Below are 14,988 nucleotides of genomic sequence, written 5' to 3'. Positions count from 1 at the left end.
TCCTCCTTCCGTATGCAAGTCTAACAAGGGGGAAACCTGGCTAGCACTGGTGAATATAACGTTCCAGTTCTGAACACGTTGCTTGATAGACAGATTGGAGCGCAGACAACTTCGCTTTCGCATTCTCGAGTTGGTTCTCCCGTGCAAGCTGTTCAATATCGGACAGCAACGAGGACAAACGTCCGACACCCAGACTCACGCTGCCTGATTTCAACTCATGAGCAGCCTCTACTACTTTTGTGACTTCGCCCGCAGCAGCCAGTTCATTTAACTTATTGATTTTGGCAGGTGTATCACTCGTATACATTTCGACCAATGACTCCAGTAGTCCCGTGCTGCCATCCTCGTCCAGCAGCATAATTTCACGTATAACTTCCTCATCCAAAATCGGCTCGGTTTCCGGCTTTGGAAGCCATTTTACAAGCTTTTCAGAGAGCTTTTCAATCGTTACTGGCTTCATCAAGTAATCGTTCACTCCAACCTCCTGGCTCCGTGCCTGATCCTCCTCGGATACATTTCCGGTCAAAGAAATGATCGGTACAGGGGGTTGCTGGTTTTCTGCTTCCCGCTGGCGGATCGCTTTTGCCGCATCATGACCATTCAGCAGAGGCATATGATGATCCATTAGAATACAAGCGTAGGATCGTTCGGAGGCCGCTCTTACAGCAGCTTGTCCATCCTCAGCAAAATCAATATGCTGGAATCCCAAGTGGTTAAGCTGCAATTGCACCACCTGCCGATTCACCCGATTATCCTCAGCCACCAAAATAGTTTGAGAATGACTATGCTCACGCAGCAACTCGCTAAATGCCTTCAAATCACCATTTTCATGCTTCTCCATTTCGTCTGCCTGCTCCGATCCTTTCATGAGGGGAATTTCAAACCAGAACGTGGAGCCTTGGCCTTCTTGACTGACGACCCCAATTTCTCCCTGCATGAGTTCCACAAATGAACTGCATATCCATAGCCCTAGACCCGTTCCTCCATATTGGGAGGTGCTGCCTTCACCGGCTTGTACATAAGGCTGAAACAGCTTATTCTGATCCTCCGGTGAAATACCAATACCCGAATCCTGCACCTCAAACCGAACACGTTGGGAATCTTTTGTTTCCTCCACCAATTTTGTTCGAATGATGAGCAATCCTTCACTGGTAAATTTATTCGCATTGTTCAACAGATTGAGCAAGATCTGCATGATCCTTGCAGAATCTCCCTCCAGATGCTCTGCCACACCAGAATCGGTCTCTATACTCAAACGGTTACCCATCTGATAGATTTGTGGCTCCAACAACTGAGCAACGTGGCTCATAATCGCCTGCACTCTGACGTTTCCGATCTCCAGTTCCATCTGTCCTGCTTCCACTTTAGATATATCGAGCAGATTATTAATCATGTTCAACAACAGAGAGGCTGACTCACGTATAACACCGATGGCCTGCCGTTGATCTGGGGAAAGTTTGGATGAACCTAACATTTCAATCATTCCAAGTATTCCGTTCATTGGCGTTCTGAATTCATGACTAACCACAGCCAGAAAAGTGCTCTTTAGGTCATTAGCCCGTACCGCTTCTTCCTTCGTCCGTGTTAATTCCGCATTGCTTTTGGCAAGCTGACGCTGCAGATTGACCAGCTCGTTGTTCATTGATGAAAATTCATTCAGCAACTTTTCTTCCTCAGCCTTGCTTTTCACAATCTCATCCGTTAATTGTTCGACCGTTTTCCGCAGGACAGCCATTTCTGCTGTCGGTTCCTTCATATTAAAAGGCCCCCTTTACAAAATGACTACAGGTTCACATAACTAACCTTATTTCCTGAGCGAAAGTAAGTCCCCTGCAACCTCCAGCGCTTCCTCCGCATCTGGTGCGTATCCGTCCGCCCCTACTTCCTGCCACAAGTGGGAATCGAGATTAAAAGGCAAGCCTCCGACCATAATTTTCACATGGCTAGTCGTTGGGTCTTGCCGAATGAGAGCAATCAACTCTTTCAGTAGATGGACATGGTAAGCCATGGTAGCTGAGATAGCCACCACATCCGCCTTGTAACTCACAATGGCCTGAAGCAGACTCCGGTTAGGTACATTGGCGCCTAAATAATACGTATCCCAACCATCCATTTCAAATATATCAGCCAGCATACGCAGACCAATTTCATGCTGCTCGCTGCCTACACACGCCGCCACGAGGCAGCGTTCCTTATTTCCATTCCCCATCCATTGGGGGTACAGGCTGGAAATAATAAATTGAGTCACAGCAGTGCAAAAATGCTCTTGACCGACGGTGATTTTGCCTTCATGCCATAGACGACCTATTTCATATTGCGAAATTTGAAAAATATATTTATACGTATGTTGAATAGAGATACCCTCATCCAGCAAACGGACGATCCAATCCAAAGCCTGTCTGCGATTACCTGAGAGTAAATATTCCAAATATTGAGCCACGTCAGCAGCATAGGGATTATCATCTGTAATAAAAGAGGCATACTCCTCTTTCTTCCCTATTTGCTGTATCCCCAAATCCAGATGCTCCAGCACCATAGCTTTATCTGTATGATCGAAATGCTCTACCAACGTCTCCTGGATTAATCTGAAATTGATGCTCAAATCTGCTTGGGTTATGCCGAAACCCTCCAGAAGCTTTTTTAACCAAGAAACATACTGTGTAAATAAAATAGGGCTGTTCATGATTACACTTTCAGCTAAATAGTTCAAACTATATATAGAATCCTGTTTTGTCTTTATTTTACCGTTATCCCCAAAACGCTGCAAAAGATCGGGCTGTAATTCGTATTGCTTATGGGTAACTAATTCAGCCAAAGCTCCTGCTTGCATCAATAGCGATTCACCTGCGGTATATTGCTGTATACTCATGTACAGCTCCTTCCCCGACAAGGTATTGTATTCGAAACAGATACTGGGGATTTGTTCCAGACGTGACTATTAGACAATTATACCTGATTTGCGTCTCTACATTAACCCTACTCCCCAAAATACGACAAAAAAATAAAATACCGAGAAGTCGGTATTTTATCTAAAGCAGTTTTAACCTGCACACGCACAATTTATGATCCGTTACTCTTCTGCCCCTCAGCCGTGAGTCCAAGCTTTTTTAACAGATGAATAGCCTGCTCTTTCTCTTCCACAGATAAGCCATCTACGGTCTCCATAATGACACGATGATGCTGCGGGAATATTTGCTCAAAGAAATGGCGTCCATCATCAGTCAATTCTGCATAAATCACACGCCGATCATCTTGTGATGCACGACGGGTAAGCAAGTTTTTTTTCTGAAGTTTATCTACCACATACGTAATATTCCCACTAGAGATTAGTACCTTTTCTCCAATCTTCTGCAAAGGCTGTGGTCCCCGATAATACAGCAGATCAAGCACTCCAAATTCTGTTGTATTTAAACCATGACTATGAATGTCCCGATTCGTACGGGATGTGACCGAATTATAAGCACGAGCCAGAACAACGAACAAATTAAGCGCTAAGTCCTGATCATCTGGTTTTACAGACATATTAACAGCCTCCGTTACTCATATCTTTATTCCAAGATATCTTAATTGTGCACTTTTGTCAAGTTTAAGCGTTCACTTCCCCTGCTCCTACGGCCTATAAATGGAGGACTTACCGTCTATTATGTGAAGGTTACAGTTCATTATGTAAAAAAAGCCCGCTCTCAGTCAGTCTTAATGCACTGATCCAGAGAGCAGGACGATTATGTTGTAATCCCTAACTTCTTACGTAAAAACACGTAGGCAACACGGCCGCATAATACTCCCAGAACGTTCAATATGATGTCATCTACATCCATTGTACCTGCGCCCAGCAGCATTTGGGACACCTCAAGAATGACCAGTGCGATCACTATCGTTAACAACAGACTGCCTATACTTCGCATGGACACCCAAATGATAGGCACAAGAATACCGAAGGGAATGAATACGCCAATATTGCCGAGCAAATTAACACCCCATACCCGAAAAGGAAACGACTCCATTGCCCGCCAGTATTGCCTGATCGTATCAAACGGAACAATATTATACGAATACGGGGGTCCTGGCCGTAATGTACGACCAAAACCGAGAAACATCCAATATAATAGAAGCCCTGTATATAAAATCAATAACATCAACGCCACATGATGAAGCAGGCGGGTCCTAAACATTACTTGTTACGGACGTCGATCTGTCCATTGGCCCGTGCGATAATAACCTGGTCCGCCATATTAATGAACAGTCCGTTATCGACTACACCCGGAATTTGATTCAAGCGGATTTCCAACTCCTGCGGATTCTCAATCGTACCATAGCGACAATCAGCAATATAATTACCGTTATCCGTAAGGAAGCGCTCGCCGTCTTTCATACGCCACTCCGCCTTACAGCCTGTCTGCCGCAAAGCCTCCAACGTCCATTCACTGGCAAAGGGTACGACCTCAACGGGTAAAGGAAATGTACCCAGTACCTTCACATCCTTGGACTCATCGACAATAATAATTAATCGGTCGCTATTGCTTTCCACAATTTTCTCTCTCAGTAGGGCTCCGCCTCCACCTTTTACCAGCACAAGCTGCTCGTTCACCTCGTCTGCACCGTCGATGGTAACGTCAAGCCTTCCAATCTGATCAAACGGAATGATGGGAATTCCCAGCTCCCTGGCCTGATCCTCCGAAGCTTGGGATGTAGCTACAGCCTGTATATGTAATCCTTGCGCTACACGCTCACCAATTTTTTGAATAGCCCAAAAGGCTGTCGAGCCTGTACCAAGTCCTACTTTCATGCCGTCCTCAATCGCCTCAACTGCTTTTTCGGCTGCTTTTTGCTTCAAATTCATTATCATCTCTCCCGCTATATAGGCTAGTATTGATCATCATCCATTTTATAAGAGAACGCTTTATAATAACAGAGACAGCTTTTTACCATAACAAAGACTGTTTTCATCGTGTTCATACTCCCCAAACCGTTCAATAGGTTCGTATCCCCGTTTGGTATAGAGAGCAATCGCTTCAGGTTGAGCCGCTCCGGTCTCCAGTTTAATCCTTACAACTCCCCGTTTGCTGGCTTCCTCTTCCAAAAAAGATAATAGGCTCACCGCAATTCCTTGTCTGCGATAAGAGGAATCGACATAAAATCTTTTGAGCTCCATTTCTTCCGCATCTATAGGCCTAAGCCCTCCACAAGCCACCGGTTTTTCGTCCACATACACAACAGCGAAAACCATTTCTTTAACTTTCGGATTGGAAAAATCAACCAAGTAAATTCCGTCGGCAGGATACCTTTCCAGCAAGTCCTCATCCAGCCTTTGAATCAACTCATGCAGATCCTCGTGATGACTCTCAACCTTTAAAATCGTAAGCTTGGACATTCTTCTTATCCCTCTTCTCTTTGCATGGATATAAGGACTCATTTCGCAAACAATTCACAAAAACCGCGATAAATCAAGCATTTCCAACGTTAAATATGAAAAATGTCCCAAATTGATAAGTGCATTTGACTCTATTATAAAGTATGATGGTTTCTGTTGAATAGTTGCTTATGGACTGTAATAAATTCGAATTTCAAGTAGAAGTATAAATTGGAATATACTGAAACACAGATAGCGTTTACCTATTAAAAATTAATTTTTTATTGTGTAAGGTATTCATTTCAAGAGCATTTCGTACGACATATATATAGGGATATCATACTTGTCTATAAAAGGACTTAAGACCTATTACATAAAATTCAAGGGTCTATTATCTCGATTATTATGTTTGTAAGGGGGACTTGATTATCTCATTCGATAAGCGGTTCAACACCATATACAAAAATACAACCAGGGAGTGGAACATTTTGAAAAAGTGGAGTAGCTTATCATTCTTCACCAAAAACTTATTATTATCCTTCTTCAACATCGTATTGATTGGACTAGTCCTTATTGTGTCCAGTTATTTGATCCAACGTACGATTTTGATAGACCAATTGCATGGGCAAGTGGAAAAAATCACATTGAAGTGGGCCCAGGGCATTAATTCCGATGAAGTAACCCAAGCGGTTCAAGAGAAAAATTATGATGGACCCGTTCAAACCAAACTCCGCACGTACCTAGATAACATCATGGCGACCAATCCGAATATCTCTCATGCCTATATATTCGGGACGGAGCTCGAAAACGGCAATCTAACATCTATTGTGGCGATGCCAACGGATCTCAGAGAAGCATTTGAAAAAGATAAGCTGCTCGTTGGCTCTATGTACGAGCAACCCAATGTCGTGGCAGTCGGCGTAACCGGTATGCTGGACAGTGGCAAACCAACATTCACTAGCTTCTACGATGATTCTTTTGGTACATGGACGACTTTGATGACTCCGATTAAAGATTCAAGTGGCAAAATCTTTGCATATTTTGCAGTCGATGCAGATGCTGGCGCCGTACCTGCTGGCTTAACCAAGCTGCTCATTAGCGGCGCTACCATTTTAGTGATTTTCCTACTGATCTGCCTGGCGCTTCAATATTGGGTTGTGAAGCGCACGCTGTCCCCGATTAAGCAACTGATGTACGGTATCAGTGAAGTAAGCAGAGGAAATCTGGATGTTCAAATTCATGCAGGTCATGATGATTTGGGGCTCGTAAATCAGAATTTCAACGATATGGTAAGTCATATTAACAGCATTATGACCAAAGTGAAGCAGACAACTGATGAAGTCAATGAATCTGCCAAGGAACTACTCGCAATCTGCGAACAAAACGGAATCAACTCCAACATCATCAATCAAAACATCAGTGAAATTACGGAGAATATCCGTTCGCAGGAAAAAGCAACAGGCGATAGTGCACGTGCCATGGCTGAAATGGCTTCGGTAATTCAAAATATTGCCACGAGTTCTTCCAATGTTGCGGAAGAAGCCAATTCGGTAGAAAAACGTTCTAACGAAGGCAATGAGATTGTAAGCAAGGTATCATCTCAAATGCACTTGATTACCGATACAGTCACCAATACTTCCCGTATCATCAAGTTGCTGGACAGTCGTTCGCAGGAAATTGGCAATATCATCAGTACCATTTCAGGCATCTCCAGTCAAACCAACCTGCTCGCTTTGAACGCTTCTATTGAAGCTGCGCGCGTTGGTGAAGAAGGTAAAGGCTTTGCCGTTGTTGCCAGTGAAGTACGTAAGCTGGCAGAACAATCTGCGGATGCAACCAAACAAATCACGTCCCTGATTGAAGAAATTCAAAGTGAAATCGGACAAGCTGTGAAGTCGATGGAGCAAGGAAACGTTGAAGTTCAAAACGGAATCGTCGTTGCCGGACAAGCAGGCGTGCTGTTCAATGATATTCTTCAAGCAACTAAAAATGTAGCATGGCAAATCCAAGAAGTTTCCAGCGCTACTGAGCAAATATCTGCGGGTACACAGGAAATGACCGCGACAGCAGACGATCTTTCTTCCACTGTAACCAAAACAGCCAATAACAGTGTTCACATTGTGCAAACGGTGGAGGAGCAAAAAGCTTCTTTGGATTCGATTATTGATTCATCCCATAAATTGACGTCCATGTCTGAAGAGCTTCAAGAAATTACATCTTATTTCAAAATTGCAGACACCAACCGTACCAAATCATAATAACCATTTATCAGCTCCAAAATTTATAAGTAAATCATTCGGTAATGCCTCCCTCCTGTTCATGCATTTGAAGGGATCGGAGGCATTTACTGAGTTTACCATTTATATTAAGACATCATACATTCAGGAGGTTAGCGTAATGGCTTCATTACTACAAAACAGCACACAGACAACCCCATCCCCATTCCTAGTTCCCTTGGATTGTGCACGTATACAACGCAAGCATACATCCTCTACTTATCAAGTAGAGTTAGAAGCGTCCATCTCGGAACAATTAAATCAGCAAAAAACTGCGGAAGACAAACAAACGTTGCTTTTATCAGCATATACTGCATGGGTATATCGCCTATCCGCAGAAGAAGAAGTTTCTTTTTCTACATTTGTGCCACAAACCGGTCTGCTTACAGCTTCGCTGACAGTCGAAAAGGAAACGACTTTTCATGAACTAGCAGACTTATTTCAGGAGATGCTCCGTGAGCCTAATGCATACCTAGCGGAACCACAAGCCGATACTTCATTTTCGGCAAATCTGCCTACGGACAGCGGAGTAGAATCCCGTATTATGGACTGGGCTGTTAGTGAACACAATGGCACTTATCAAATACAGATCCGATATGATCAATCACTCTTGCTGGAAACAACGGTTGTCCGATACGCAGAATACTTTGAAACTCTTTTGCGCGGCGCGCTAACCAACAGCCATGCACTTGTGAACTCCATTGATATATTATCAGATGCAGATCGAGCTGCTCACGAAGCTTTAAATAATACAGTCGTGAAATATCCTGAGCATCAAACTATTCATGGAATGTTTGAGGAGGCTGCTTCACAATACCCTGATCGTCCGGCTATTGCTTCCCACACTGGAGAGTACACGTACCGTGAGTTGAACGAACGTGCTAACCAAGTCGCACGTGTCTTGTTATCTAAAGGTCTTACCAAAGGTGAATTCGTGACTATCTTCATGGAACGAAGCTTGGAGACCGTTATTTCCCTTCTGGGTATCCTGAAAGCCGGGGGCGTGTATGTGCCTGTTGATCCCGCCCACCCCGCCGACCGGAGCAGCTACATTGTCGAAGACACGCGTTCTCCTTTTGTCTTAACAACTTCCGCACTCATGAAACAAGCGACTGAACTGTGCGGTTCCATTGAGACGGTAAAAGAAATTTTAGCAATTAACGGACCACTGGCAGGCTATGCTGCAAGCAATCCAAACGTTAATGTAAGTCCGGATGATCTAGCTTATGTCATCTATACATCCGGCTCTACAGGCAAACCGAAAGGTGCCCTGATCGCTCACCGCGGTGTCGTTAACCTAGGAGCTGTCGTGCAACGCGATTGCGACATTACACCTCAGGATGTATTGACCCAATTTGCAACCTACAGCTTCGATGCATCCGTTTGGGATACAATTGGAGCCTTGTTTTACGGTGCAAAATTGTACTTGCTGTCTGCCGAAGAACGTGTATCTGTTGAAGAATTCGCTGAAGCCATTGCACGTACAGGCACGACGATTATTACCATTTTGCCGACCGTATTCTTTAATCAGCTATCTACGTACTTGTCAGACGAAGGCTATCGCAAACTCGCTAAGGTACGGATCGTTACCGTAGCAGGAGAAGCGCTGTACGGCTCACAAGTTCGAGCGTTCCAAAGTAAATTCGGTATAGATACCGACATCGTAAACGTATACGGACCGACCGAATGCACCGTGGCGACAACGACCCATCGGGTTCGTGGTGCCGTGCCTGAGCATGTCGTCAATATTCCGATCGGCAAGCCGATTTACAATTATAAAGTGTATATCGTTAACGATGATAACAAGCTTTGCCCTGTCAATATTCCGGGTGAAGTATGTATTGCTACGCCTGCGTTGGCCCATGGCTATCTCCATCAGCCAGAACGTACAGCTCAATCGTTTGTGGACAACCCTTTTGTTCCAGGTGAAAAAATGTACCGCTCGGGTGATATCGCCAAGCTGCTGCCAGACGGTACGATTGAATACGTAAGTCGCAAGGATTCACAGCTCAAAATTCGGGGGAATCGGATTGAAATTGGAGAAATTGAAGACCATTTTTCCAAACATCCAGGTGTTCAGGACGTCGCTGTAGTAGCCGTCAAAGATCACACAGATCAGAACATGTTAGTTGGCTATTTTACCACTTCGGATGGACAATCCATTCCACAAGACGTTATTCAGTCTTATATTGGGGGCAAGCTGCCTTCTTATTTTGTACCAAGTCATGTCGTTCATCTGGAAGCCATGCCAATTTCACCAACTGGCAAGATCGATCGCAAAAAGCTGGCCCTGCGACCACTTCCCGAAGCGTCTGATCTTTCATTTGGCGGGGAACCTCTCCGAGAAGGAACCGAAACACTCATTGCCGAAGCATGGACTCAAGTGCTTGGTAAAAATAACATTGGCGCTACCGATGATTTCTTCCTGATCGGGGGCGATTCGCTTCGTGTCATTCATGTGCTGGCTATTCTAAAACCGCGTTATGGCGCGCTGCGCATCGGAGATTTTTTCCGCTACAAAACCGTTCGCGAGCTTGCTGAATATGTGGAACAATTAGGTACGGAACAAACGCCGCAACGCAAGCCACTCGCGATTTCTCAAGAAAAAATGGACTTGAATGAGCATCCTATTGAGTTGTCTGGTGCTTCTGACTTATCTGAAGTCCGCGACTTGCGCGTGATTTTGTTAACCGGTGCTACAGGCTATCTGGGCTCGCACATTCTGTATGACCTACTTCAACGGACAGAAGCCAAAGTATACGCGATGGTACGCCCTTCTCAGGACTGTCCATCCGGTATCGAGCGTATTCAGTCCGTATTGACGGGATATTTTGGACAAGATATCTCCAGCTTGATCGAAGGACGGGTAAAAGCTGTCTATGGGGATCTGGAGCAAGCTGATCTTGGTCTCTCTTCCGTCGACCGCCATATGCTGGAGCACCAAATCGACGGCATCATTCACAGCGCCGCTGACGTTCGCCATTTTGGTGATTCGGCAGCCTTCGATCGCACGAATGTAACCGGAACACTGGAACTGCTGAAAATCGCTCAAGCCAAGCCAGGAGTATCTTTTCATCATGTCTCCACTATGGGAATACCGGAGGATCTTGCTAACGAAGGAAAATGGGAGTCGGCATTGGAGCTTTCTGCCTTCCCAGACGAATTGAACGTGGACAACCTGTACACGAACAGTAAACTCGCGGCGGAGAAGCTGTTGTTCCAAGCAGCTCAAGCGGGTACCCCTGTCTCGATCTATCGCGCGGGCAATTTGACAGCCCATTCGGCCAACGGACGCTTCCAGCGAAATATCGATAGCAATGCTTATTATCGTATGATGAAGGCGATGCTGCTGCTGGGCAAAGCGCCACAAGCCGATTGGCATACGGACTTCACACCGATTGATTACGCCAGCCGTGCTATCGTAGAGCTGTCCGTTCATCAAAAAAGCGCAAACCGCATTTTCCATATCTGCAATCCGAATCCACTGCCATATGATGAACTAATCGCTATGGTAAACCAACTCGGTTACGCAGTAGAAACCCTGCCTTTTGACGATTACAGCGCCTGGCTGCTGAATCCGTCTTCCGGCATTCAGGAGGATGCACTTCACCTTGCTATGGGACAACTGGAAGGTGACGGAGCCAAGGATTCAGCTTACCGTTACGGATGCTCTGTAACCGCAGCTCTGCTGGAACAAGCTGGCGTTCAATGCCCGGCAACCGACCTGAACTTTATTCGGAACATGATCCAGCATGCCGTCGAGATTGGTTACTTCCCGACCTCTTCAACGGTATCTGTAAAAGCAACACAGAGGTAACAAAGTTGTGATATTTCCCCCGCATGTTTTCGGTATGATAGACTAGATTTTGCTAGTTTCATATTTAGTATAAACCTCTATACTTTCAGAATTTTTTTTGCATGCGGGGGATGTCATTCAATGAAACACACTTTTTTTAAAAGAACGTTGCTAATCATAAGTTTGTTGGCTATTTTAGGGATTTTGGTGTATGAAGCACGTAGTATATACCACACACCTACAGTTAAAGGGACTCATCGTACACGTACAGCTCATGCTGATCGACTGGTACGCCATTTATTCTCACTGACGCCTACACCAGATAAAGTATATTACCAAAATAAAGTAATTGTCCTGATGTATCATGAGGTGACCAAGACTCCACCTGATCCCGGCGCTCTCAAGCTTAGTAATTTAACGAGGCAGTTGGACGAAATGAAAGCTAACGGCTTCCACTGGATCACGATGAAAGAGTATACGGACTTTATTTTACATAAAGCCAAGGTTCCTGATAATGCAGTACTTATGACATTCGACGACGGCTATGAGTCCTTTTATACGGACACTTTTCCTGTGTTGAAAAAGTACCAGGTACCGGCAACCAATTTTCTCATCACGTCCACGATCAGCAATCCCAAACATATTGGAATTCCTAAGCTGACATGGGATCAAATTCATCAGATGCATGCCGAGGGTATTGATTTTTACAACCATACCAATGACCAGCATGCTTACGGATACTCCAACACAGCGCGCACCCAACAAAAGCCACTTCTGATGGGTCCGGTGTATTCGAAAAAGCTGGGGCGAATGGAAACCGAGAATGAGTTCAAACAGCGGGTTTATACCGACTTGGGCATGGCTGACAAGAAGCTGTTCAAGCATCTACACAATGATCAGAATGTACTTGCCTTCCCTTATGGTGGGTATACCAAGGAGACGCTGGAAATTTGCCGTTCCTTGGGGATTGACGTTACGTTCACGGTGAAACGGGGGATTAACTTGCCAGGGCAAACGAACGGCTATCGCGTCAATGCAGGTGGAATACACAATATTCCAGAAGTATTGGTGCAATACATGAAGGAAGGTGCTCCCCTTCGCCCACTTCCTTTTGCCCAAGGTCCCAACAAGGTATCCTAAACATTGACTAGCTTAATAAAGGAAAACAAAAGAACCTTTAAAACCATTTATGTCGTGGTTTTAAAGGTTCTTTTGCTGTATAAGATGTAGATTAGGGCCAGATACGAATTGCAGCGATAACAGCCAGATGTACCGGGTAAAAGCTACGCCACAACCAGCGCGGTACCCTATTATAAAATCCGCTTTCTCCAGTTGCAAAACATACGATCAGAATGCTGGACAGCAGACTAAAGTGTTGGAGATTCGCGTGATGCACCATATCATACACTACGTTCAAAACAAAATGGGCTGCAATCATCATATATGAACGGGTGTATCGATAAATGAGAACCAACAGCAGTCCATAGGCTCCGTAATCCATCTGGCTGAGCTCCATAACCAGAGCTGAAAGGACGTACAGACCCGTTACAGCTGTCCAATGCTTCAAGCGGGATGCCGCAGCCAGCGCGAGCAACGAGGCCAATAGCGTCCAGATTACGTTCGGTCTAAGCACATCAAACGCCAGCATATAGGGCACCTGAGAAATCAGAGCCAGTCCGAGTAGACGGAGCATATAGCTCCGTACGTCTCGGGTATGAGTATATCCCAAATACAGCGCGTACGCGTAGATTGGAAAAGCAAGCCTGCCGGCAATTCTCCAAGCCGAATCCGTCGGAAAAAACACAAGTCCGACATGGTCAATCAGCATCGTCAGCATGGCCAACCAGTACATACAAGGCCCCCTTATTCAATGTTTTACGTTTTTTCTTCTGTCAAGCTCAGAATGGCGTTCATGATATCCGTTTTCGTAACCCGTCCTACCAACCCCCGAATTGGAGTTGAGGAGCTACATTGCTCGTCCAAAACTGGAAGACAATTGACCTGATGCCGAATCAGTCTCGATATCGCTTCCAGTAAAGTGTCTTCTGGAGCAAGCGTCATCATTTGGGCCCGGCGCGTCATGGCCATGGTCACCGGGACCGTGTGAAGATCGGTATGCCCCAGCATGACCTTCAGCAAATCCTTGCGGGTAACAATCCCAATGAACTCCTGCTCCTCCCCTGTGACCATCAGCGTGCCTGTATTTTGCTGAAACAACATCAGCACCGCATCATAGGCAGTCGTGTCACCGGAAATCAAAATCGGATCGCTAAGTATATCTGCCACAGTCAGCTTTTTGAGCATGTTGCCGATATGACTATCATATTTGGGGTAACGTCCTGGCAGGTAGCCTACCTTCGGCTTGGCATCCACCAGCCCGAGCATAACGAGCAGAGCAAGGTCAGAACGGAGAGTCGGACGCGTCAGTCCCAGTGTTTCAGCAATTTTATCCCCCGTAACAGGTGCCAGACGCCGGACAATTTCAACAATTTCCCTCTGTCTTTCAGACAGTTGAATAGTGATTACCTCCTTATGGAGTGGGGTAGTATACATTATAGCCGAGCATAGATCGGTAAATTTCAGCTTCTTCCGACAATTCATCAAATTTTAATCATACACAGCTTGTTTTCGAATTTAAAATGTGTCACAATTAAGAATGTAATACATACTAATTATAAGTTTAACGTGTGCAATATGCTACATTTAAATGAACTATTGTACATCGCATGTGATATGTATTATGTATTATATAAACCTGAGGAGGAAATCAAATGAAATTTTTCTTGGATACTGGTAACATTGAAGAAATCAAACGTATTGAACGTTTGGGTCTGGTTGATGGTGTAACAACGAACCCTTCACTGATCGCTAAAGAAGGTCGAGTGTTCAAGGAAGTCATTCAGGAGATTTGCAGTATCGTTGAAGGTCCCGTAAGTGCTGAGGTTATTGGTCTGAAGGCTGAAGATATGCTCAAAGAAGCTTATGATATCGCCAAGTGGGCACCCAACGTGGTTATCAAGCTTCCTATGACCGAAGACGGCTTGTACGCTTGTAACGAGCTGACCAAGAACGGAATCAAAACGAATGTAACACTGATTTTCTCCGCGGCTCAAGGTTTGATGGCAGCCAAAGCTGGCGCTACTTTTATCAGTCCATTCGTAGGACGTCTGGATGATATTGCTGTTGATGGTATGAAGCTGATTCGTGAACTGAGACAAATTTTGGACATTCATGGTCTGAAATCCGAAATCATCGCTGCATCCATCCGTAATATTAAGCATGTAGAAGATGCTGCTCTGTCTGGTGCACATATTGCCACCATTCCAGGTTCCTTGCTCCCTTCTCTGTGGAAACACCCGCTGACAGACAGCGGTATCGAACGCTTCCTGAAGGACTGGGAAACTGTACCTAAAGCTTAATTCGCCAGTTATGGCAAAACGATACTTTATCAACCCAAACAGCCCGTATTTTACGGGCTGTTTTTTGTTTTGCTTTAGTGATGGCAGAACCCAAAACACTGAACAACTTTTTTTGACAAAATAACTTGTTGTTCATATAATTGTTAT

12 protein-coding genes are annotated in these 14,988 nt (G+C 44.9%); 4 read left to right on the top strand and 8 right to left on the bottom strand.

All coding sequences use genetic code 11. The features are described 5' to 3' along the window. Window positions 1–40: 40 nt before the first annotated feature. From ACYCSE_RS19535 to ACYCSE_RS19510, 6 genes are all read right to left on the bottom strand, one after another. Window positions 41–1,756: an ATP-binding protein gene (locus ACYCSE_RS19535; RefSeq protein WP_459699459.1), complete on the bottom strand. Its 1,716-nt coding sequence runs from the start codon at window positions 1,754–1,756 to the stop codon at window positions 41–43. A 48-nt stretch (window positions 1,757–1,804) separates the two neighbouring features. Further along, a complete protein-coding gene (locus tag ACYCSE_RS19530; RefSeq protein WP_459699457.1) occupies window positions 1,805–2,869 on the bottom strand; it encodes a cobalamin B12-binding domain-containing protein in 1,065 nt (354 codons plus the stop codon). A gap of 191 nt (window positions 2,870–3,060) precedes the next feature. Then, window positions 3,061–3,522, bottom strand: a complete 462-nt coding sequence (locus tag ACYCSE_RS19525) for a MarR family winged helix-turn-helix transcriptional regulator (RefSeq protein ID WP_013309820.1) — start codon at window positions 3,520–3,522, stop codon at window positions 3,061–3,063. Window positions 3,523–3,722: 200 nt separating this feature from the next. Continuing rightward, window positions 3,723–4,172 carry a VanZ family protein gene (locus ACYCSE_RS19520; RefSeq protein ID WP_061831320.1) on the bottom strand — a complete coding sequence of 150 codons (450 nt, stop codon included), beginning with the start codon at window positions 4,170–4,172 and terminating at the stop codon, window positions 3,723–3,725. Then, window positions 4,172–4,840: a ribose-5-phosphate isomerase RpiA gene (rpiA, locus tag ACYCSE_RS19515; protein ID WP_459699454.1), complete on the bottom strand. Its 669-nt coding sequence runs from the start codon at window positions 4,838–4,840 to the stop codon at window positions 4,172–4,174. The genes ACYCSE_RS19520 and rpiA overlap by 1 nt, the downstream gene beginning before the upstream one ends. A 60-nt stretch (window positions 4,841–4,900) precedes the next feature. Beyond that, window positions 4,901–5,371, bottom strand: a complete 471-nt coding sequence (locus ACYCSE_RS19510; protein ID WP_459699452.1) for a GNAT family N-acetyltransferase — start codon at window positions 5,369–5,371, stop codon at window positions 4,901–4,903. 467 nt (window positions 5,372–5,838) lie between these two features. Here ACYCSE_RS19510 and ACYCSE_RS19505 point away from each other — a divergent pair, with 467 nt between their 5' ends. The 3 genes from ACYCSE_RS19505 to ACYCSE_RS19495 all read left to right on the top strand — a co-directional run bounded on the left by ACYCSE_RS19505 (window position 5,839) and on the right by ACYCSE_RS19495 (window position 12,562). After that, window positions 5,839–7,608 (top strand): methyl-accepting chemotaxis protein, encoded by a 1,770-nt coding sequence (locus ACYCSE_RS19505; protein ID WP_061831317.1) that lies wholly within the window; start codon window positions 5,839–5,841, stop codon window positions 7,606–7,608. A 139-nt stretch (window positions 7,609–7,747) separates the two neighbouring features. After that, window positions 7,748–11,443, top strand: a complete 3,696-nt coding sequence (locus ACYCSE_RS19500) for a non-ribosomal peptide synthetase family protein (RefSeq protein ID WP_459699450.1) — start codon at window positions 7,748–7,750, stop codon at window positions 11,441–11,443. 120 nt (window positions 11,444–11,563) lie between these two features. Further along, window positions 11,564–12,562, top strand: coding sequence for a polysaccharide deacetylase family protein (locus ACYCSE_RS19495; RefSeq protein WP_459699448.1), 999 nt, complete (start codon window positions 11,564–11,566; stop codon window positions 12,560–12,562). Between the two features lie 91 nt (window positions 12,563–12,653). On the opposite strand, the gene ACYCSE_RS19490 is transcribed toward ACYCSE_RS19495, so the two are convergent. Together ACYCSE_RS19490 and ACYCSE_RS19485 are read right to left on the bottom strand one after the other, a co-directional pair. Then, complete coding sequence (locus tag ACYCSE_RS19490; RefSeq protein WP_459699446.1) at window positions 12,654–13,274, bottom strand: TraX family protein; 621 nt, start codon at window positions 13,272–13,274, stop codon at window positions 12,654–12,656. Window positions 13,275–13,297: 23 nt separating this feature from the next. Next, window positions 13,298–13,975: a CBS domain-containing protein gene (locus tag ACYCSE_RS19485; protein ID WP_069291676.1), complete on the bottom strand. Its 678-nt coding sequence runs from the start codon at window positions 13,973–13,975 to the stop codon at window positions 13,298–13,300. A gap of 218 nt (window positions 13,976–14,193) precedes the next feature. On the opposite strand from ACYCSE_RS19485, the gene fsa reads away from it, so the two are divergent. Next, on the top strand, window positions 14,194–14,841 hold the full coding sequence (gene fsa / locus ACYCSE_RS19480; RefSeq protein ID WP_013309811.1) for a fructose-6-phosphate aldolase: 648 nt from the start codon (window positions 14,194–14,196) through the stop codon (window positions 14,839–14,841). Window positions 14,842–14,988: the final 147 nt, after the last annotated feature.

Source organism: Paenibacillus sp. SEL1 (assembly GCF_054602535.1).
This window is presented reverse-complemented; position numbering and strand designations above follow the sequence as displayed.